The sequence below is a fragment of the Arthrobacter sp. L77 genome, assembly GCF_000816565.1.
In the GTDB taxonomy this organism is placed as follows: Bacteria; Actinomycetota; Actinomycetes; order Actinomycetales; family Micrococcaceae; genus Arthrobacter_D; species Arthrobacter_D antioxidans.
In genome coordinates this window covers 46,123-66,481 of the sequence record NZ_JWSU01000007.1, presented here as the reverse complement: position 1 = coordinate 66,481, position 20,359 = coordinate 46,123, and the positions used below count along the sequence as shown (strand labels likewise).

At 71.0% G+C, this 20,359-nt stretch carries 16 protein-coding genes; 10 read left to right on the top strand and 6 right to left on the bottom strand.

Annotated features, from left to right (window positions below; all coding sequences use genetic code 11):
* Window positions 1–106: 106 nt before the first annotated feature.
* Entirely contained in the window at window positions 107–637 is a 531-nt protein-coding gene (locus RY94_RS14855; RefSeq protein WP_043447012.1) for a flavodoxin family protein, read from the bottom strand.
* 237 nt (window positions 638–874) lie between these two features.
* On the opposite strand from RY94_RS14855, the gene gcvH reads away from it, so the two are divergent.
* From gcvH to RY94_RS14830, 5 genes are all read left to right on the top strand, one after another.
* Window positions 875–1,261, top strand: coding sequence for a glycine cleavage system protein GcvH (gene gcvH / locus RY94_RS14850; protein WP_043447010.1), 387 nt, complete (start codon window positions 875–877; stop codon window positions 1,259–1,261).
* Window positions 1,262–1,335: 74 nt separating this feature from the next.
* Window positions 1,336–1,827, top strand: a complete 492-nt coding sequence (locus RY94_RS14845) for an FHA domain-containing protein (protein ID WP_043447009.1) — start codon at window positions 1,336–1,338, stop codon at window positions 1,825–1,827.
* Between the two features lie 8 nt (window positions 1,828–1,835).
* A complete protein-coding gene (ftsR, locus tag RY94_RS14840) occupies window positions 1,836–2,585 on the top strand; it encodes a transcriptional regulator FtsR (RefSeq protein ID WP_043447006.1) in 750 nt (249 codons plus the stop codon).
* Window positions 2,586–2,595: 10 nt separating this feature from the next.
* A complete protein-coding gene (locus tag RY94_RS14835; RefSeq protein WP_043447003.1) occupies window positions 2,596–3,099 on the top strand; it encodes a bifunctional nuclease family protein in 504 nt (167 codons plus the stop codon).
* Window positions 3,100–3,321: 222 nt separating this feature from the next.
* Complete coding sequence (locus tag RY94_RS14830) at window positions 3,322–3,909, top strand: MerR family transcriptional regulator (RefSeq protein ID WP_043447000.1); 588 nt, start codon at window positions 3,322–3,324, stop codon at window positions 3,907–3,909.
* A gap of 37 nt (window positions 3,910–3,946) precedes the next feature.
* Here the strand turns inward: RY94_RS14830 and RY94_RS14825 are convergent, their stop codons facing one another.
* The gene (locus RY94_RS14825) at window positions 3,947–4,771 is read right to left on the bottom strand and encodes a ParA family protein (RefSeq protein ID WP_043447108.1); all 825 of its coding nucleotides are present in this window, start codon (window positions 4,769–4,771) and stop codon (window positions 3,947–3,949) included.
* A 200-nt stretch (window positions 4,772–4,971) separates the two neighbouring features.
* On the opposite strand from RY94_RS14825, the gene RY94_RS14820 reads away from it, so the two are divergent.
* Together RY94_RS14820 and RY94_RS14815 are read left to right on the top strand one after the other, a co-directional pair.
* On the top strand, window positions 4,972–8,394 hold the full coding sequence (locus RY94_RS14820; RefSeq protein ID WP_043446998.1) for a pyruvate carboxylase: 3,423 nt from the start codon (window positions 4,972–4,974) through the stop codon (window positions 8,392–8,394).
* Window positions 8,395–8,474: 80 nt separating this feature from the next.
* Complete coding sequence (locus tag RY94_RS14815) at window positions 8,475–9,878, top strand: mycothione reductase (protein ID WP_043446995.1); 1,404 nt, start codon at window positions 8,475–8,477, stop codon at window positions 9,876–9,878.
* A 39-nt stretch (window positions 9,879–9,917) separates the two neighbouring features.
* Here RY94_RS14815 and RY94_RS14810 read toward each other — a convergent pair whose 3' ends face one another.
* A complete protein-coding gene (locus RY94_RS14810; RefSeq protein WP_043446993.1) occupies window positions 9,918–11,726 on the bottom strand; it encodes an AMP-dependent synthetase/ligase in 1,809 nt (602 codons plus the stop codon).
* Window positions 11,727–11,936: 210 nt separating this feature from the next.
* Between RY94_RS14810 and RY94_RS14805 the strand changes: the two genes are divergently transcribed.
* On the top strand, window positions 11,937–12,941 hold the full coding sequence (locus RY94_RS14805) for an ROK family glucokinase (protein ID WP_231554564.1): 1,005 nt from the start codon (window positions 11,937–11,939) through the stop codon (window positions 12,939–12,941).
* A gap of 15 nt (window positions 12,942–12,956) precedes the next feature.
* Here RY94_RS14805 and RY94_RS14800 read toward each other — a convergent pair whose 3' ends face one another.
* Window positions 12,957–13,544: a hypothetical protein gene (locus RY94_RS14800; RefSeq protein WP_043446991.1), complete on the bottom strand. Its 588-nt coding sequence runs from the start codon at window positions 13,542–13,544 to the stop codon at window positions 12,957–12,959.
* Between the two features lie 260 nt (window positions 13,545–13,804).
* Between RY94_RS14800 and RY94_RS14795 the strand changes: the two genes are divergently transcribed.
* Together RY94_RS14795 and RY94_RS14790 are read left to right on the top strand one after the other, a co-directional pair.
* Window positions 13,805–14,674 (top strand): lysophospholipid acyltransferase family protein, encoded by an 870-nt coding sequence (locus RY94_RS14795; protein ID WP_052274447.1) that lies wholly within the window; start codon window positions 13,805–13,807, stop codon window positions 14,672–14,674.
* A gap of 151 nt (window positions 14,675–14,825) precedes the next feature.
* Window positions 14,826–16,208 (top strand): class II 3-deoxy-7-phosphoheptulonate synthase, encoded by a 1,383-nt coding sequence (locus RY94_RS14790; RefSeq protein WP_043446990.1) that lies wholly within the window; start codon window positions 14,826–14,828, stop codon window positions 16,206–16,208.
* An 83-nt stretch (window positions 16,209–16,291) separates the two neighbouring features.
* Here the strand turns inward: RY94_RS14790 and pknB are convergent, their stop codons facing one another.
* Window positions 16,292–18,442, bottom strand: coding sequence for a Stk1 family PASTA domain-containing Ser/Thr kinase (gene pknB, locus RY94_RS14785; protein ID WP_043446988.1), 2,151 nt, complete (start codon window positions 18,440–18,442; stop codon window positions 16,292–16,294).
* Window positions 18,443–18,526: 84 nt separating this feature from the next.
* Window positions 18,527–20,089: a lytic transglycosylase domain-containing protein gene (locus tag RY94_RS14780; protein WP_052274446.1), complete on the bottom strand. Its 1,563-nt coding sequence runs from the start codon at window positions 20,087–20,089 to the stop codon at window positions 18,527–18,529.
* Window positions 20,090–20,359: the final 270 nt, after the last annotated feature.

Below are 20,359 nucleotides of genomic sequence, written 5' to 3'. Positions count from 1 at the left end.
CTGTCTGACTAACCTGTCTGACTAACCTGTCCGACCGTCCCGCCGGACCGCTGCTGCCGGCTCACCGCTCTCGGCTCACCGCTCCCGTGGAATCACTGCCGTGGGCTCACTCCCGGCGGGACGTCACCGGGACGAGTGTCAGGGCCCAGTCGCGGGCGCGTTGCTGCTCTCCCCGCAGGAGGTGGCTGTCGTGGTCCACGAGGAAGTCCTCGTGCGCGTCGAGGGCGAGGTCCCTCCGGTGGAGCCTGCGCCGGATCGAGGCCGTGGCATCGCCGGCGAAGATGCGCGGGATGTCCGCCCGGGTCGAGAACGCCGCGAAGCGGGGCTCCGCTGCGGACAGGGTCATGAGGTCCAGCCACTCCCGGATGCCGGGCTCCATGGCATCCGCCTCGAGCGTGAGGTCCCGGTCCGGGTCGTCGGCCCAGGCGGCGGCCTCCTGCCGTGAGGACGGCTGCGGGAGGGTGTGCGCGTGGGTCGGCGCACCGACGACGACGAGGCCGTACCCGGACAGCTGCACCGGGGCCTCGGCCGCGGTGGCCACCGTGACGTCGCCGGTGGACCGGAGGGCGTCGGCGACGGCCTCCGCGATCATCCGGGTGTTGCCGAACATCGATTCGTATACGACCAGTGTGTCCATCTCCCGCACCTTTCGTCGGTCTGCGCAGAGAAGTCTCCACCGGCGGCCGGGACTCCAGAAGGGCCGAACGTCCCGTCGCAGCGCCGATCGGGTGACCGGCTGCACTGCCCGTGGACGCCGTCCGCGCACGATGAGAGGCGCGTCACGGTGGTGCGCGTTATGCCTATACTCGACCAGTACTTGTACCGGGTGGCACCTCCCGCCGCCGCTGCCGCACCCCGCGTCCGAAAGGCAACCATGAGCAACATCCCAGACGGCCTCTACTACACCGCGGAGCACGAGTGGGTCAGTGAGCCGGCCGTCGACGGCACGGTCCGCGTCGGCATCACCGACTTCGCGCAGGACGCCCTCGGGGATGTGGTCTACGTCCAGATGCCCGAGGCCGGGACCGGGGTCACCGGCGCGGACGTCGTGGGCGAGGTCGAGTCGACCAAGAGCGTGAGCGACATCTACGCCCCGGTGACCGGTGAGATCGTGGCGCGCAACGAGGCGCTCGACGACGATCCCTCCCTGATCAACTCCGACCCCTACGGCGAGGGCTGGCTGCTGGAGATCAGGGTCGCGGACCCCGCGGTGGTCCAGGGTCTGCTGAGTTCAGCCGACTACTCGCAGCAGGTAGGCTAGATCCACCTCGCAAAGGCAGGGACGGTATGGCCGGCGTCACGTCGGCCCATCGTGCAGTAGGTGGAGGAAAGACCATGGTGCCCCACGTGAATCCAGCCGGAAACGGAGAAGAGCCGAACATGACGTCTCCCGAGACAACGACCATCGGTCTGCCCCCGCAGGTCGCGGTGACCGAGCTGGAACGGCATCTGACGGGCGAGGAGCAGTCGTCCGTCGCGGCACTGCCCGCGGGCTCGGCGCTGCTGATCGCCCACTCCGGGCCCAACGCCGGTGCGCGGTTCCTTCTCGACGAGGACGTCACGAAGGCCGGTCGCCACCCGAACGCCGACATCTTCCTCGACGACGTGACGGTCTCACGCCAGCACGCCGAGTTCCGCCGTACCGAGAACGGGTTCATGGTCGTCGACACGCGCAGCCTCAACGGCACCTACGTCAACAACGACCGTGTGGACAGCGTGGCCCTGCGCAACGGCAACGAGGTGCAGATCGGCAAGTTCCGCCTCACCTTCTACGCGGCGCGCACCGTCCCGGGCCAGGGCGGCCGGCACACGACAGCTCAGGCGTAGTCCGCTTCATGCCTGTCTCCCAACCCGACCGGCGTCCGACCGGCGTCGTCCCCGGTCCGTCCGGCACCGGTGTCCTCAACATCGGTGAGGTCCTGCGCGAGCTGGCCGAGGAGTTCCCCCGGGTCACGGCGTCGAAGATCCGGTTCCTCGAGGAGAAGGGCCTGATCTCGCCGCAGCGTACGCGGGCCGGGTACCGGAAGTACGCATCGCACGACGTCGAGCGCCTCCGGTTCGTGCTCGCCCTCCAGCGCGACCAGTACCTGCCCCTCAAGGTGATCAAGGACTACGTCGACGCGATCGATCGCGGTGAGCGTCCGGAGTCGCTGCCCGGCGGGCTGACCCTCTCGCCGCGCGTCGTCTCCGACCAGCTCTCCCGCGAACTGCAGGGGCATGCGCGGCGGCTCACCGCGGAGACGCTCGCCGCGGAGGCCGGGGCGCCGCGCAGGCTGGTCGACGACCTCGTGAGCTTCGGACTGATCACGGCCGTCGACAACCGTTTCGACGAGCACGCCCTGAAGATCACGAAGGCCTGCGTGCAGCTCGAGGGCCACGGCATCGAGCCCCGCCACCTGCGGCCGTTCCGCGCCGCCGCGGATCGCGAACTGGGGCTCGTGGAGAGCGTCGTCGCTCCCGTGGCCTCGCGCAGGGACGTGGCCTCGAAGGCCCGCGCCGCGGAGACCGCGCGCGAGATCAGCGAACTCTGCCTCGGCCTCCACAGCGCCCTGGTGCACAGCCACATAGCCCGGATGGACAGTTAGGCGGCGTTCCGTGATCGAAGTAGAAGTGGTGGGCGTGCGGATCGAGCTGCCGTCCAACCAGCCCCTGGTCCTCCTGCGCGAGACCGCGGGGGAGCGGCACCTGCCCATCTGGATCGGCGCCCCCGAGGCCAGTGCCATCGCCTTCGTGCAGCAGGGGATCGTCCCGCCCCGGCCCATGACGCACGACCTCCTGGTGGACGTCGTCGCCGCTGCGGGGAAGCAGATCACCGAGGTGCGGATCACCTCGGTGGAGGACACGGTCTACCATGCGGAACTCGTCTTCGATGACGGCGTGACGGTCGGTTCGCGCGCCTCGGACGCGCTGGCCATCGCGCTCCGCGTGCCCTGCCCCATCTTCTGCGCCGACGAGGTGCTGGCCGTGGCCGGCGTCGAGATCGCGGAGGCGGACGCCGAGGAACCCGGGGACGGCGGGACGGAGGAGACCGCCGAGAAGGAGGTCCTCCAGTTCCGGGAGTTCCTCGCCGACGTGGAGCCCGAGGACTTCGAACGGTGAGGTTGCCCACCACGGGACCCCTGCTCCGGCGGCTTCCCGCGGTCCGCGGACGACACGGCACCGCTTGAGGGGCATCGTCTTTGACCTTGTCCCTCCCGCGATCTAACGTCGAAGAATACAGTTCCCATTGTGCGCGTGGTGGGCCCGGGGCACACTTGAGTGCATACCCCGGGGCCCCGCCTGATCAGCAGACGTCCCGGGGACCCGACGAGGAGGCAGCACGTGAGTCCGAAGGGTGACGCCGGCAAGGCAGCCAGCCCATCAGGCACCGGTGTCCCGGCGAGCGCTCAGGGCCTGCTCTTCACGGAAGACCTCCCCGTCCTCGACGAGGACGCCGGATACCGCGGCCCCACCGCCTGCAAGGCTGCAGGCATCACCTACCGCCAGCTCGACTACTGGGCGCGCACCGGACTCGTGGAACCCGCCGTCCGCGGAGCCTCCGGCTCCGGCACGCAGCGCCTCTACGGCTTCCGCGACATCCTCGTCCTCAAGGTGGTCAAGCGCCTGCTGGATACCGGGGTGTCCCTCCAGCAGATCCGTACCGCCGTCGAGCACCTCCGCGAACGTGGGGTCGAGGACCTCGCCCAGATCACCCTCATGAGCGACGGCGCCAGCGTCTACGAATGCACCTCCGCCGACGAGGTCATCGACCTCGTGCAGGGCGGACAGGGGGTCTTCGGCATCGCCGTCGGTCGTGTATGGCGCGAGGTCGAGGGAAGCCTCGCGGCCCTGCCCAGCGAACATGCCGCGGACCAGGATTTCCCCGGCGACGAGCTCAGCAAGCGCCGCGCCACCCGCAGGATCAGCTGACGCCTCGCCCGTGTGCCGACGGCTCCGCGCCGGGCGCCTACCGCCGAGCGGTCCGGCTGCGCATCCTGGCCGGGTCCACCACGTTCATGAGCAGCTCGTCGAAGCGGCTCGCCGCCGCCTGGGCCGACTCGCCGGGCCAGTGGTGCACGGAGTGGGCTGCGCCCTGGATCTGCTGCCAGTTGGCCTGCTCCGGCATGGTGGGGCTCAGGACCAGGTCGCCGAACATCCGCCGCATCTCGCCGAGGCGGAACGCATGCTCGTGGGAGGTCCCGCGCACCCGGTTCGCGAGGATGCCCGCGGTCTGCAGATTCGGCGCGAATTCGCGGCGGAACAGCTCGAGGGCGCGCATCGTGCGTTCCGTGCCCGCCACGGAGAAGAGGGCGGGTTCCGCGACGAGGAGCACCTTGTCGCTCGCGGTCCACGCCATGCGGGTCAGACCGTTCAGCGACGGTGGGCAGTCGATCAGGACGAGGCTGTAGCCCTCGACCCGGGACAGCAGGGTGGACAGGCGCAGCTGGTCGCGGCGTCCGAGATCCGGCCGGTCGTAGATGCCCGAATGGGCCGACCCCATCGCGACGTCGAGCGTGGACGCCCGGACGCCCGGCTGCCGCGCGGCGGTCGCCACCCAGCCACTGGGGACGGTGTGGGCACCGAGGTCCCCGCGCCGGGCGTTCTTCAGCAGGCGGCCGATATCGGTCCGGCCGGACGGCCTGACGCCGAGGCCGGTGGTCGCATCGGCGTGCGGGTCGAGATCGACGACGAGAGTCGGGATGCCGGCCGCCAGCGCGGCCGAGGCCAGCCCCAGGGTCATCGACGTCTTGCCCACGCCGCCTTTGAGACTGCTGATGCTCACTACCTGCACGTCACCCATACCTATCCCCGGGCGCGACGAGCGGCCCGATGTCCTTGTGATCCCGTCCATCATAGGGTGGCGCGGCCCGCCGCCTTGACGGCGCCGGAGGGCCGCCCGTCCACATGGCGGCACCGTCATGGACCGGCGCGGCGCCACGGGTAGGATCGAGCCTGCGTGAAGAACCCGACCCGCAAGGATGCAGGAGTGCCATGTTCTCGAAGATTCTGGTAGCCAACCGTGGCGAGATCGCCATCCGCGCTTTTCGGGCCGGGCACGAGGTGGGAGCGAAGACCGTCGCGGTCTTCCCCCAGGAGGACAGGAACTCGATCCACCGCCAGAAGGCCGACGAGGCGTACCTCATCGGCGAGGAGGGCCACCCGGTCCGGGCCTACCTGGACATCGACGAGATCATCCGCGTGGCCCGCGAGTCCGGCTGCGACGCCATCTACCCCGGGTACGGTTTCCTGTCCGAGAATCCCGGCCTCGCCCGGGCCGCGGCGGCGGCGGGCATCACGTTCGTGGGACCGCCCGCGGATGTGCTGGAACTCGCCGGGAACAAGGTCAAGGCCCTCGACGCCGCCCGCGCGGCCGGCATCCCGGTCCTCGCATCGTCCCGCCCGAGTGCCGACGTCGCCGAACTGATCGCCGCGGCGGAGGAGATCGGGTTCCCCGTCTTCGCGAAGGCCGTGGCCGGCGGCGGTGGCCGCGGGATGCGCCGGGTGGACACACGCGAGGCACTGCCGGAGGCACTCGAGGCCGCGATGCGGGAGGCCGAATCCGCGTTCGGGGACCCCACCATGTTCCTCGAGCAGGCGGTCCTCCGCCCGCGCCACATCGAGGTGCAGATCCTCGCTGACGCCGAGGGCAACGTGATGCACCTCTTCGAGCGCGACTGCTCCCTGCAGCGGCGCCACCAGAAGGTCATCGAGATCGCGCCCGCACCGAACCTCGACGAGTCCATCCGCCAGGCGCTGCACCGCGACGCCGTGAAGTTCGCGACCGCCCTGGGCTACGTGAATGCCGGCACGGTCGAGTTCCTCGTGGACACGGTCGGGGAGCGGGCGGGCCAGCACGTGTTCATCGAGATGAACCCGCGCATCCAGGTCGAACACACGGTGACCGAGGAGGTGACCGACGTCGACCTCGTCCAGTCCCAGCTGCGGATCGCCGCGGGGGAGACCCTCGCCGACCTCGGCCTGAGCCAGGACACCGTGACCCTGCGCGGCGCTGCCCTGCAGAGCCGCATCACCACGGAGGATCCCGCGAACGGGTTCCGCCCCGACGTCGGCAGGATCTCCGCCTACCGGTCCGCCGGCGGCGCCGGGGTGAGGCTCGACGGCGGCACCGTCTACGCGGGTGCCGAGATCAGCCCGCACTTCGACTCGATGCTCGTCAAGCTCACTTGCCGGGGCCGGGACTACCCCTCGGCCGTCACCCGGGCGCGGCGGGCCCTGGCGGAGTTCCGCGTGCGTGGCGTGTCGACGAACATCTCCTTCCTGCAGGCCGTCCTGGACGACCCGGACTTCATCGCGGGCAACGTGGCGACGTCCTTCATCGACGAACGCCCCGAACTGCTGACGGCGCGCGTGCCGGCCGACCGCGGCACCAAGCTCCTCACCTGGCTCGCCGACGTGACGGTCAACCAGCCCAACGGCGCCCGGCCGGCGCACCTCGACCCCCGGGAGAAGCTGCCGCAGCTCCCCGAGGACCGGCGGGCAACCGAGGCCGACGACCCGCCGGCCGGGAGCCGGCAGCGGCTGCTCGAGCTCGGTCCGGAGGGCTTCGCGAAGGCGCTGCGCGGGCAGACCGCCGTCGCGGTCACGGACACCACGTTCCGCGACGCCCACCAGTCCCTGCTCGCCACGCGTGTCCGGACCCGCGACCTCGTCGCCGCCGGCGCGAGCGTGTCCCGGCTGACCCCCGGGCTGCTGTCCGTGGAGGCCTGGGGCGGGGCCACCTACGACGTCGCGCTCCGCTTCCTGGGCGAGGACCCGTGGGAGCGCCTGGACGCGCTGCGCCGCGAGGTCCCGAACATCTGCCTGCAGATGCTGCTGCGCGGGCGCAACACCGTCGGCTACACGCCGTACCCCGAGGCGGTCACGACGGCCTTCGTGCAGGAGGCCGCCGCGTCCGGCATCGACATCTTCCGCATCTTCGACGCCCTGAACGACGTCACGCAGATGGAGCCCGCCATCCGGGCGGTCCGGGAGACCGGGACGGCGGTCGCAGAAGTGGCCCTCTGCTACACCGCCGACATGCTCGACCCGGCGGAGACGCTGTACACGCTCGAGTACTACCTCGACCTCGCGCAGAGGATGGTCGACGCCGGCGCGCACATCCTGGCCATCAAGGACATGGCGGGGCTGCTCCGGCCGGCCGCCGCGACCCGTCTCGTGACCGCCCTGCGGGAGCGCTTCGAGGTGCCCGTCCACCTGCACACCCACGACACCGCCGGCGGCCAGCTCGCCACGCTCCTCGCGGCCGTGGACGCCGGGGTCGACGCCGTCGACGTCGCCAGCGCCGCCCTGGCCGGCACCACCAGCCAGCCCTCCGCGTCCGCCCTCGTGGCGGCCCTGGCGCACACGCCCCGGGACACGGGCCTGGACCTCGACGCGGTCTGCTCCCTGGAACCGTACTGGGAGGCCGTGCGACGCATGTACGCGCCGTTCGAGTCCGGGCTGCCCGGGCCCACGGGGCGCGTCTACCGCCACGAGATCCCCGGCGGGCAGCTGTCCAACCTGAAGCAGCAGGCCATCGCGCTCGGCCTGGGCGAGAGGTTCGAGGCGATCGAGGACATGTACACCGCGGCGAACCGCATCCTCGGCCGGCTCGTGAAGGTGACGCCGTCCTCCAAGGTGGTGGGGGACCTCGCCCTGGCCCTGGTGGGCCGGGACGCCGACCCCGCCGAGTTCGAGGAGAACCCGCAGGCCTTCGACATCCCTGACTCCGTCATCGGGTTCCTCAACGGGGAGCTCGGCAACCCGCCCGGCGGCTGGCCGGAACCCTTCCGCACCAAGGCCCTGCAGGGCCGCGAGTTCAAGCCACGCGACGTCGCGCTCACCGCCGAGGACGAGGCGAAGCTCGCCGGCTCGTCGTCGGAGCGCCGGTCCGCGCTCAACACGCTCCTGTTCGCCGGGCCGACGAAGGACTTCCGGGCCACGCGCGACACCTACGGCGACGTGTCGCTCCTCGGCACGGCCGACTACCTCTACGGACTCCAGCCCGGCACGGAGCACATCATCGAGCTCGAGAAGGGCGTCCGGCTCATCGCCACCCTCGAGGCGGTCTCGGAGCCCGACGAGAAGGGCATGCGGACCGTCATGTGCACGCTCAACGGCCAGATGAGGCCGGTCAGCGTGCGCGACAGGAGCGTCCACAGCGACGTCGTGACGGCCGAGAAGGCGGACCCGGGGACCCCGGGCCAGATCGCCGCTCCGTTCGCCGGGTCCGTGACCGTGACCCGTGCCAAGGGCGACACCGTCGAGGCCGGGGACACCGTCGCCACCATCGAGGCCATGAAGATGGAGGCCAGCATCACGACCCCCGTGGCCGGTACGGTCCAGCGCGTCGCGTTCACCGGGGCCGCGCCCGCGCAGGGCGGCGACCTCCTGCTCGTGGTCTCGACCTCCTGAGCGGGGTCGTGGGCCGTGGGGAGGACCCGCGGCCCGCGACCCCGGCCGGCCGACGCGCCGACCGCCGCTAGACTGCGGGTGTGACCCACTACGACCTCGCGATCATCGGCTCCGGCTCGGGCAACACGCTCATCTCCCCGGAATGGGACGACCGCAAGGTGGTGCTCGTCGAGGGCGGGACCTTCGGCGGCACCTGCCTCAACGTGGGCTGCATCCCCACGAAGATGTTCGTGTACCCCGCCGGGCTGGCCACCGCTCCGGCCGAGTCCTCGCGACTCGGCGTGGACCTCTCGCTGGACGGGGTGCGCTGGCGGGACATCCGGGACCGCATCTTCACCCGCATCGACGCGATCTCGCGCGGCGGGAGGACGTACCGCGCGGAGGAACTCGCGAACGTCACCCTCATCGAGGAGTACGTCCGGCTGACGGGGGAGAAGTCCTTCGAGACGCCGGCCGGGGACGTCGTCACGGCCGACCAGTTGGTCCTGGCCACCGGCTCGCGTGCCGCGCTCCCGGACATCCCGGGCATCACCCTGCCCCAGGTGCACACCTCGGACTCCATCATGCGGATGGAGGAGCAGCCGCAGCGCCTGCTCATCATCGGCGGAGGCTACATCGCAGCGGAGTTCGCGCACGTGTTCGGCTCGTTCGGCACGCGCGTGACGCTCGCCGTCCGCTCCGCCGGCATGCTGCGCCACCTGGACGAGACCGTGTCCGGGTCCTTCACCGAGCAGGCCGCCCGGCAGTGGGACCTCCGGGTGGACACGGACGTCACGGGCCTGGCCGCCAACGACGACGGCAGCGTCACCGCCCGGCTCAGCGGCCCGGCCGGGGTCGCCGAACTCGAGGTCGACGCCGTGCTCGTGGCCATCGGCCGCACGCCCAACACCGACCGCCTGGGGGCCTCCGAGGCGGGGCTGGACCTCCACGACGACGGCCGCCTCGCCGTCGACGAGTTCCAGCGGGTCCTGCGCAACGGGACGCCCGTGGACGGACTGTGGTCCCTCGGGGACGTGAGCAGCCCCTACCAGCTCAAGCACGTCGCGAACCACGAGGCGAAGGTCGTGGCCCACAACCTGCTCCATCCCGAGGCGCTGCGGGCGAGCGACCACCGCTTCGTGCCCGCCGCGGTGTTCTCGCACCCGCAGGCGGCCTCCGTCGGCATGACGGAGGAACAGGCCCTCGCGTACGCCGAGGCCGAAGGCACGGCCGTCGTGACGGCCGTGCAGCACTACGGCTCCACCGCGTACGGGTGGGCGATGGAGGATTCACTCGGCTTCGCGAAGATCATCGCCGAGCAGCACACCGGCCGGATCCTGGGCGCCCACATCCTCGGCCACGAGGCGTCGATGATCATCCAGCCCCTCGTCCAGGCCATGTCCTTCGGACTGGACGCGCACACGATGGCGCGGGGTCAGTACTGGATCCATCCGGCCCTCACCGAAGTGGTCGAGAACGCCCTGCTGAATCTCGCGATCGACTGACCCGGGGCCCCGGCCACGAAGGGCCGGGACCCCGTCCGGTCAGACGGCGGCCTTGCTGTAGATGGACTCCACGACGTCCGAGTAGTCCTTGAGGACCTGGGCCCGCTTGATCTTCAGGGACGGCGTCAGGTGGCCCGTGCTCTCGGTGAAGTCCGTCGTGACGATCCGGAACTCCTTGATCGCCTCCGCCCGCGAGACCGTCGAGTTCGCCTGGTCCACCAGGACCTGGATCTCCGCCAGGACCGCCGGGTGCTCGGCGGCCTCGGCGATCGTGGTGCCGGCCGGCAGCTGGTGCCGGTCGAGCCAGCCCGGCAGGGCCTCCTCGTCGATCGTGACGAGGGCGGAGATGAAGGGCCGGGCGTCGCCGACGACGACGCACTGGGAGACCAGGGCGTTGGCGCGGATCGCGTCCTCGAGCATCGCCGGGATCACGTTCTTCCCGCTGGCCGTCACGATGATCTCCTTCTTCCGGCCGGTGATGCGCAGGAAGCCGTCGTCGTCGAGCTCGCCGATGTCACCGGTACGGAACCACCCGTCGAGGAAGGCCTCGGCGGTCAGGTCCGGGCGGTTGTAGTAGCCCTTCATGACGCAGACGCCCTTGGCGAGGATCTCGCCGTCGTCGGCGATCTTCACCGCGTTGCCGGGGAGGGGAGCGCCCACGGTCCCGATCTTGATGCGCTTCGGCGTGTTCACCGTGATGGGCGCGGTGGTCTCCGTCAGGCCGTAGCCCTCGAGCACCATGAGTCCGATGCCGTGGAAGAAGTGCCCCAGCCGGTCCCCGAGGGGTGCCCCGCCGGACACCGCGTGCTCCACGCGGCCGCCCATGGCCGTGCGGATCTTGCCGTACAGCAGCCGGTCGAAGACCGCGTGCTTGACCTTCAGGGCCAGGGGGATCTTCCCGGCCTGCTCGGCCTTCGACCACGCGATGGCCACATCGGCGCCCGCGTGGAAGATCTTGCCCTTGCCGCCGTCCTCGGCCTTGAGCATCGAGTTGTTGTACACCTTCTCGAAGACGCGCGGCACGGCCAGGATGAACGTGGGCCGGTAGCTCTGCAGGTCGGGGAGCAGGTTCTTGACGTCGGGTGTGTGCGCCACCGTAGCCCCGGCTGCGACGCACAGCACCGAGATGAAGCGGGCGAAGACGTGGGCGAGGGGGAGGAACATGATGGTCTGGCCGCCCTCGCGGGCCACCTCCGGGAGGGCGGCGGCGGCGTTCTCCGACAGCTCGACGAAGTTGCCGTGCGTCAGTTCGCACCCCTTGGGCCGGCCCGTGGTACCCGAGGTGTAGATGATCGTGGCGATGTCGTCGAGCCCCGCATGTGCCCGGCGGTCCGCCAGCATCTGCTCGTCCGTCCCCACCCCGGCCGTCCGCAGCGTGTCCAGTCCGTCACCGTCGAACTGCCAGACGTGCTGCAGGGATGCGATGTCCTCCAGTGCGACGGCATCACGGACCACGCCCTCGTGGCGTGCCGACTCGACGAAGGCCCCGACCGCACCCGAGTCGCTGAGGATCCAGGCGACCTGCGCGGGGGAGGAGGTCTCGTAGACGGGGACGGAGACCGCGCCGGCGAACCAGATCGCGAAGTCGGCCAGCGACCACTCGTACCGCGTGCGGGCCATGATGGCCACGCGGTCCCCGGGCTGGACGCCCGAGGCGATCAGGCCCTTCGCGACGTCCTCGACCTGGCGGCGGAACTCGGTGGCCGAGATGTTCTCCCATTCGCCCGAGGTCCCCTTGACGGCGAAGAGGGCCGGGTTCGAGGGCTTGGAGGCCTGCCTGATCACGAGGTCCGTGGTGTTCGTCCGGCGGGGGACGTCGACGAGGACGGGGACGCTGATGTCGCGCACGATAGCTCCTTTGATATCTCCTCACGGCGAGGTGGTTCAACCCTATAGTGTGCCTGCCCGAAACGCTCTCCAGTAAGGTACGAATCGGTGACGGGTGCGCGCGCGTCCCGCGAGGAGGAGGACCGCATGTCGATCATGTCCGAGCCGGGCGTCCCCCGGACCCGGCGGCAGCGCCGCGACACGGGCCTGGCGTGGCGGGGCCACGGGCCGATGGCCGCGCGCCCGGCCCGTACCGCACTCCCCAATCCGGCGCGCCGTGGCCTGTCGGTCGGCGTGGACATCGGCGGCACCAAGATCGCCGCCGGCGTGGTGGACGTCCACGGGCGGATCCTCGCCGAGGCCCGCCGGCCGACGCCGGGCCAGGACGCGCGCGCCGTCGAGGCGGCCGTCACCGATCTCGTCCGGGAACTGTCGAGGGAATACCGTGTCCGCTCGGTCGGCATCGGGGCAGCGGGCTGGATGGACCTGTCGAACAGCACCGTGCTGTTCAGCCCGCATCTGGCCTGGCGCAACGAGCCGGTGCGGCGCAACCTCGAGAAGCTGCTCCGCCGGCGCGTGACGGTGGTGAACGACGCCGACGCCGCCGCCTGGGCCGAGTGGCGGTTCGGCGCGGGCCGCGGGGAGTCCCGCCTGGTCTGCGTGACTCTGGGGACCGGGATCGGCGGGGCCATGATCATGGGAGGACGCGTGGAGCGTGGCCGGTACGGCGTCGCGGGCGAGTTCGGCCACCAGATCATCGTCCCGCAGGGTCAGCGCTGCGAATGCGGGAACCGGGGGTGCTGGGAACAGTACGCCTCGGGCAACGCGCTGGGACGCGAGGCACGCGAGCTGGCGGCTGCGCAGTCGCCCGTGGCGCAGGCCGTCATCGACGCCGCGGCAGCCGACGGCGGTGCGATCACCGGTGCCCTCGTCACCCGGCTCGCCATGGAGGGGGACCCGACGTCGCGCGAACTCGTCGACGACGTCGGCCAGTGGCTGGGACTGGGGCTGGCCAACCTGGCGGCGGCCCTCGACCCCGGCACGTTCGTGATCGGCGGCGGGCTGAGCGCGGCGGGCGATCTCCTGCTGGAGCCGGCCCGGCGCGCCTTCGGAAGGAACCTGACCGGTCGGGGCTTCCGCCCCGTGGCGCGGATCGAGCGGGCGGCCCTGGGGCCGGCCGCGGGGCTCATCGGTGCTGCGGACCTGTCCCGCCTGCTCTCACGCAGCGGCACCTGAGCGCAGCTGCCCGTGTCAGACCTCGGCGCCGTCGTCGCCCATGTCCCGATGCTTGGGCAGCTTGGTGACCAGGTAGCCGGCGCCTGCCAGGAAGACCGCGAGCAGGCCCAGCGTCGCGGCCATGGGCGCCGTCCGCCAGAACATGGCGATGAGGAACAGCAGGATCGGTCCGCCGGCCGCGCCGATCCAGGCGAGGACCGTGAGCGGGTCGCCCGATCCGAGCGGCGGCGGGTCCTCCGGGGTGAACCCCTCGTCCTCGTCCGGATCATCCGGCGCGGCGTAGTCGCGCGGCCCGGAAGGAAGCAGGGGCTGGTTGCGGAAGACGGCCTCCGCCCGCTCGCGGCTCGTGGCCCCTGTAGCGTCACCCGGGGCGTCGTCCGCGGCGCGGACGGCATCGTGGACGCCGTCGCCGGAACCGCGGGTGGCTGGTGGCCCCTGGCCGTCGGGACCGCCCGGTCGGGGTGCCGGCACCCCGTCGATCCGCGCGCGGAACGGCGCGGCGGGGGACTCGGGATCGGCGGACGTCCCTTCCAGCCGCGCCACGAGGTCCTGCCATACGGCGTCGTCCGTGGATTCGTTCGGTTCCTGACCTCGGGGGCCCATACTTTGCTACCTGCCGTCGCGTGCTGCGGCCAGGGTTCGGAGGATCTCCACCCGGCAATTTCGGACATCAGTGGGCGTGCTCGTTCAATCGTGGACACCGCACGGCGCTACGTCAACCGATACCCAGCGTGTCGGTCTTTCCCCGCCCGGGTGGCAGAGGTGCCACCGTCCGTCACGCCGGCACCCTTAGAGTAGGCTTCCAGAGGAAAAAGCGGGCGGCACTGCCGAGTGCCGCACCGTCCATCAGGGAGGCTGGCAGCGTGTTCTATTGGGTGATGAAGCGGATCATCGTCGGTCCGATCCTCAACCTCCTGTTCCGGCCGTGGGTGAAGGGACTCGACAACGTCCCGGCCTCGGGTCCCGCCGTGATCGTCAGCAACCACCTGTCCTTCTCCGACTCGATCTTCCTGCCGATCGTGGTTCCCCGGAAGGTCGTGTTCCTCGCGAAGTCCGAGTACTTCACGGGCAAGAGCCTCAAGGGCCGGCTGACGGCGCTCTTCTTCCGGCTGTCCAACCAGTTGCCCATGGACCGCTCGGGCGGGGCGGCGTCGTCCTCCTCGCTGAGCGCCGGGATGGACATCCTGAACGACGGCGGTGTCCTCGGCATCTACCCCGAGGGGACCCGCAGCCCGGACGGGCGCCTCTACCGCGGCAAGACCGGCGTCGCGAAGCTGGTCCTCGCCACCGGCGTACCGGTGATCCCCGTGGCGATGATCGGCACGGACAAGGTGCAGCCCATCGGCCGCCGCATCCCCAACATCCGCCGCGTCGGCATCATCATCGGCGAGCCCCTCGACTTCACCCGGTACGAGGGACTCGAGGACGACCGCTTCGTCCAGCGCTCCGTCACCGACGAGATCATGTACGAACTGATGCGCCTCTCCGGGCAGGAGTACGTCGACGCGTACGCCAGTACGGTCAAGGAGCGCCTCGCCGCGGAGAAGGCGGCGGGCCGGAAGGCGCCGAGGCCCGGCGCCGACACGCGGAGGGCCGCCGTCAGGATCTCCACCGACGCCGCCACCCCGGCACCGGGGGCCGTCACCGAGATCGGCCGCACACCCTCGGACGAGCCCCCGACGCCCGACGAGGGGCAGGACGCCCCGCGCGACGGGACGACCGGCCCCGCCTGATCGTCCTGCCCCGGGAGGTCGGGCCCGCACAGCGGCCCCGGCGCGCCGGTGTCTCCGCGTGACCGGCGTGAGGTGTCGCTGTATGACACCGCCCCGGGCGGCCATGACGGGCCGAATCGGGACGTCTCCGCCCAGCCAGTAGAATTCGGGTGTGACTGACTCACTAGCTCCCGTCCTCCCGCGCACCGCGGATTCCGCTTCGTCCACCCTCGCCGGCCTCGATGCCTGGCGTTCGATGACCGCGGCGCAGCAGCCCTCGTGGCAGGATCCCGGAGTCTATTCGGCGTCGGTCAAGGAACTCTCGACCCTTCCGCCCCTCGTCTTCGCCGGGGAGGTGGACGTGCTGCGCGAGCGGCTCGCCGCGGCCGCCCAGGGCAAGGCGTTCCTGCTCCAGGGCGGCGACTGCGCGGAGACGTTCGACGGTGCGACGGCCGACAAGATCAGTGCCCGTGTCCGCACGATCCTCCAGATGGCCGTCGTCCTGACCTACGGCGCCTCCCTGCCGGTCATCAAGATGGGGCGCATGGCAGGCCAGTTCGCCAAGCCGCGGTCCTCCAACGACGAGACGCGCGACGGCATCACGCTGCCGGCCTACCGCGGGGACATGGTCAACGGGTACGACTTCACCCCGGAGAGCCGCGGGCACGACGCCTCCCGGATGGTGAAGGCCTACCACACGTCGGCCTCCACCCTGAACCTGATCCGGGCCTTCACGCAGGGCGGATTCGCGGACCTCCGGCTGGTCCACCACTGGAACAAGGGCTTCATGGCCAACCCGGCGCACTCCCGCTACGAGTCGCTCGCCCGGGAGATCGACCGCGCCGTGCGCTTCATGGACGCCTGCGGCACGGACTTCGAAGCCCTCAAGCGCGTGGAGTTCTTCGCCAGCCACGAAGCCCTGCTCCTGGACTACGAGCGTGCGCTGACGCGGATCGACTCGCGCACCTCCCTCCCGTACGACACCTCCGCGCACTTCCTGTGGATCGGGGAGCGCACCCGCGAGATCGACGGCGCCCACGTGGACTTCCTGTCCCGGGTGCGGAACCCGATCGGCGTCAAGCTCGGTCCGTCGACGTCGGGGGACGACGCCCTCGCGCTCATCGACAAGCTCGACCCGAACCGCGAGCCGGGCAGGCTCACGTTCATCACGCGCATGGGTGCGAAGAACATCCGCGAGAAGCTGCCGCAGCTCGTGGAACGCGTCACGGCTTCGGGTGCGCAGGTCCTCTGGGTGACGGATCCCATGCACGGCAACACGGTGACCTCGCCCAACGGCTACAAGACGCGCAACTTCGACGACGTCATCGACGAGGTGCGCGGGTTCTTCGAGGTGCACAACTCCCTCGGCACCTTCCCGGGCGGGCTGCACGTCGAGATGACCGGCGACGACGTCGCCGAGTGCCTGGGCGGCGCCGACCCGATCGACCAGGACGCCTTCCTGGAGCGGTACGAGTCAGTGTGCGATCCCCGCCTCAACCACATGCAGTCCCTCGAGATGGCGTTCCTCGTCGCCGGCGCGCTCTCGAAGAGCTGAACCTCGGAGGACACCCCTCGACCAGGACCCTCCCGAAGGCGGCCACCGCGGTGGCCGCCTTCGGCGTTCCGGGCCACCGCGCCTCAGGTGACCGTGATGCGGATGACGCTTCCTTCGGGCTGTTCGCCCGACGGGCTCTGCCCGGCGACGAGTCCCAGGACCGCGCTGCCGAAGGTGTAGTCGACCTCCACCTCGAAACCGGCGGCTTCCAGGACGTCCACGGCGCGCTCCTCCGACAGCGAGAAGACGCTCGGCACCTGCACCAGGCGCGGGCCGCGGGAGAGCGTGAGCGTGACGCCGGTCCCGCGCTGGACCTCGGTGCCGGAAGGGCTCTGGCCCGCGACGGCGCCGGCCGGCACCGTCCGGCTGTACTCGCGGGCCTCGCCCACGACCGGCACGAGCCCCGCCTCCTCGAGCGCGTCCACGGCGTCCTGCTCGGCGAGCCCGACGACGTCGGGGACGGCGATCGGCGCGGGGCCGAGGGACACCACGAGGTCCACCACGGAACCGCGCCGGAGCTCGGCGCCCTGCGCCGGGTCCTGCCGCAGGATCCCGCCGGCCGGCACGCTCTCGCTGTACTCCTCGTCCAGCGCGCCGACGGCCAGGCCTGCGGCCTCGAGCTCCGCGGTGGCGTCGACCTGCGACCTGCCGCCGAGCTCCGGGACGGCGAACAGCTCGGGCCCTCTCGAGACGAGCAGGTCCACGCGCTCGAAGCGTCGGACCTCGGTGTTCGCGGCCGGGTCCGTGCCGATCACGAGGCCGGCGAGGACCTCCTCGTCGAAGGCCTCCTCCGTGGACACGGAGACGAGCCCCTGGTCCTCCAGGGCGGCGCGCGCCTCCCCGAGCGGGACGTTCGCGACGTCGGGAAGGGTGACCACCCCGGCCGGTCCTGCCCCGAAGATCCAGCCGAGCCCGGCGACCAGGCCGGCGAGGACGATCAGCAGGGCCACGAGCAGCCGGACGGACCGACGCCCGGTCCGCCCGCGCAGCGTCTTCTGCGGGCGCTGCGCCTGGCGTGCCTGCTGCCGTTTCGACAGCGGACGGGCCGTGCTTCCTCCAGGACCGCCGACCGCGGTCGCCGTGCCGCCCGGCCGTCCCTCGTCCCCGGACGGCGCCGACGGGCCCGACGCCGGCGGGACGGCGGGCATCGCCCCGATGACGCGGGTCGCGTTGCGGTCCCTGCTGATGACGCTGGTGCGGTGGTCCTCGTAGGCCGTGCGCGGCAGGACCTCCGTCCGGCCGGAGGCCCCGTCGGTGTCTCCGGGACCTGCCGCCCCGGTCCGGGTGTCGTCGCCCGTGAGTTGCGGGACGACGGCGACGGTGAGCTGATCCTGTTCCGGGACGGCGGGCGCGTCCTCGGGTGCGAAGTCGAGCTCCTCGTCGGTGAGCGTCCGGCGGATGTGCCGGAGTTCGCCGAGCAGCGCGGCGCCGTCCACCGGGCGGTCCTCGGGATCCCTGGAGGTGCACCACTGCACCAATTCGTCGATGTCCGGCGCGAGGCCGGGAAGGAGCACGGAGGGCGCCGGCACATCCGCCTGCGCATGCTGGATGGCCACCTGGATGGGCGTGTCGCCCGTGAAGGGCTGCTGCCCGGTGAGGAGTTCGAAGAGCATGACGCCCGTCGAGTAGATGTCGCTCTGTGCTTCGGCGGGCCGGCCGAGGACGAGCTCGGGGGAGAGATAGGCGACGGTCCCCACGAGGGTCGCGGTGCCCGTGGTCGCCGACACGGCGCGGGCCAGCCCGAAGTCGGCGATCTTCACCCGGCCCGTGTCGGAGAGGAGGACGTTCTCCGGCTTCACGTCGCGGTGGATCAGGCCCGCATCATGGGCGGCCGCCAGCCCCTCCACCACCGCGTCGAGCAGGTCGAGGGCACGGCGCGGTGTCAGCCTGCCGTGCTCGCGCAGGACATCGCGCAGGGTCCGGCCCTCGACGAACTCCATGACGAGGTAGGCGACGTTCTGCCCCCCGACGTCGTCCACGCCCTGGTCGAGGACGCCGACGACGTGCGGGTGGGAGAGCCGGGCCGCGGACTTCGCCTCCTGCTCGAAGCGGTCGATGAAGCCGGGCTCCTCGGCCAGGTGCGGATACAGGACCTTGAGCGCCACGCGCCGGTCCAGCCGGCGGTCGGTGGCGAGGTAGACGGTGGACATGCCCCCGCGGGCCAACCGCGAGTGGACGACATAGCGCCCGTCGACAGTTGCCCCCTCGAGGGGGTCCTTCCGTTGCTGGTGCACCCTTCGATACTAAACGGGAGCAGCGAAAAGGGGGTGGGGCCACACGCGGCCCCACCCCCTCACCGGTCCAGGACCGGAGCGGGCCTACCGGAAATTCTTCTGGTGGGCCTTGATCGACGCGACGTACTGCTTGGTGTCCGAGAACATGCCGCGGGTCTGCACCGAGTACTGGCCCTGGTAGTAGGACGCGATCGCGATGTCCAGCGACGGGCTGGTGCGGGTCAGCGCGCGGATGATCGCGACGCCGGCCGTGGCGTTGTCGTACGGGTCCAGGAGGTTGAGCTTGCGACCCACGAGGTCGCTGGCCCACTGACCGGACGAGGGGATGACCTGCATGGTGCCGATGGCGTTCGCCGGCGAGACCGCACGCTGGTTGAAGCCCGATTCCTGGTGGGCGAACGCCATCGCGAGGCTCGGATCCACACCCATGGAGCGTGCGGTGTCGGCGACGATCTTCTTCATGTCGGCCTGCGACGGCGCGGGAAGCGAGTTGAGCAGCGCCTTGTTGGCGTTCGCGTCCGCCACCACCTTGTCCGGGTACGTGAAGCCGAGGAAGGTCGAGGGCACGAGGCCGGTCGGCGCGGGGGCGGGTGCGGGCGTGGTGCCCGGGCCCGGGATGGTGAGCTTCTGGCCCGGGTAGATCACCGTCGTTGCGCTCATGCGGTTGGCGGTGAGCAGGCTGGAGAGGCCCACCCCGTTGCGGGAGGCGATGGCGCCCAGCGTGTCGCCGGCCTTCACGACGTACGAGCCGGCCGCGGGCGCGGGGGCAGGGGCCGGTGCCTTCGGGGGAGTCGCCTGCGGCGTGACGGAACCGGTGAGCTTGAGCTTCTGGCCGGGGTAGATGATCGACGACCTCGAGAGGCCGTTGGCGGTCAGCAGCGTATCGAGGCCGATGCCGCTGCGGGAGGCGATGGCACCCAGCGTGTCGCCGGATTTCACGACATACGTGCCGCCGGCCGGTGCCGGTGCGGGCGTCGGCTTGGTGGGCGCCGGGGCGGGGGCGGGGGCAGGTGCCTTGCCGCCGAGGCTGAGCTTCTGGCCCGGGTAGATGATCGAGGTCATCGACAGCTTGTTGGCCGTGAGGACGCTCTGGAGGCTCACGCCGTGGCGGGAGGCGATGGCGCCCAGGGTGTCGCCGGGCTTGACGACGTAGGTGGATCCGGCCGTCGGTGCCGCCGGGGCCGCGGGGGCGGGCTTCGCCACGGGGGAGGACTTCCCGGTCAGCAGGATCTTCTGTCCCGGGTAGATGATGGTGCGCGCGGTCATGCCGTTGCGCGTCAGGACGGCGTCGGTGGACAGCCCGTACCGCTTGGCGATCGCGCCGATGGTGTCACCGGACTTGACGATGTAGGTGCTGGGCACCGTCTGCGTGACGACGGCGATCTTCTGCGCGGGGATCTGGGCGGCGACGAGGGCGGCCGGGACGACGGCCCGCGGGGGAAGGGCGGCTGCTGTTGCTCCGAGGTGCCGGGTGACCGGAGCCTGAGTGGCAGGTGCTGCCGTGGCCGGCTGGGCGAGAGCCACGGAGGAGAGAAGCACCGCGGGCAGGGCGGCGGTGGTCACGGCGACATTCAGGCGGCGTCGGCTCGAGCCGTCGACCTTCCTGCGGGCGCCGTTCAGCGGTGCGTTCGATCGCTGGGCAGTCATGTTTGGTTCCTCGTCTGTTGGCGGCTGAGTCCGCGCGGACGCATGCCCCGGGGTGACTCTTCCTGTCCGGGATCATGCTGTGCTGATGATGCTGGTGTTACACGTGTTGATATTGTGACTTGTGCGACTCAAGTGAATCTACACGATGGGTTCGTTAGCACAAGGGCATGAAAATGCAGGGAATCGTCAAGATCGGCGTGTCCTGCCCACCGATTCTTGAGGAGTCCTTGCCGGAGCGCGGCCGAGTGGAGTTGGGTGCGGGAGCATGGC

Coding starts and splice junctions, on each gene's coding strand:
- RY94_RS14855 (WP_043447012.1), bottom strand. CDS start 637: ATGGACACACTGGTCGTATACGAATCGATGTTCGGCAACACCCGGATG.
- gcvH (WP_043447010.1), top strand. CDS start 875: ATGAGCAACATCCCAGACGGCCTCTACTACACCGCGGAGCACGAGTGG.
- RY94_RS14845 (WP_043447009.1), top strand. CDS start 1,336: ATGGTGCCCCACGTGAATCCAGCCGGAAACGGAGAAGAGCCGAACATG.
- ftsR (WP_043447006.1), top strand. CDS start 1,836: ATGCCTGTCTCCCAACCCGACCGGCGTCCGACCGGCGTCGTCCCCGGT.
- RY94_RS14820 (WP_043446998.1), top strand. CDS start 4,972: ATGTTCTCGAAGATTCTGGTAGCCAACCGTGGCGAGATCGCCATCCGC.
- RY94_RS14805 (WP_231554564.1), top strand. CDS start 11,937: ATGGCCGCGCGCCCGGCCCGTACCGCACTCCCCAATCCGGCGCGCCGT.
- RY94_RS14800 (WP_043446991.1), bottom strand. CDS start 13,544: ATGGGCCCCCGAGGTCAGGAACCGAACGAATCCACGGACGACGCCGTA.
- RY94_RS14780 (WP_052274446.1), bottom strand. CDS start 20,089: ATGACTGCCCAGCGATCGAACGCACCGCTGAACGGCGCCCGCAGGAAG.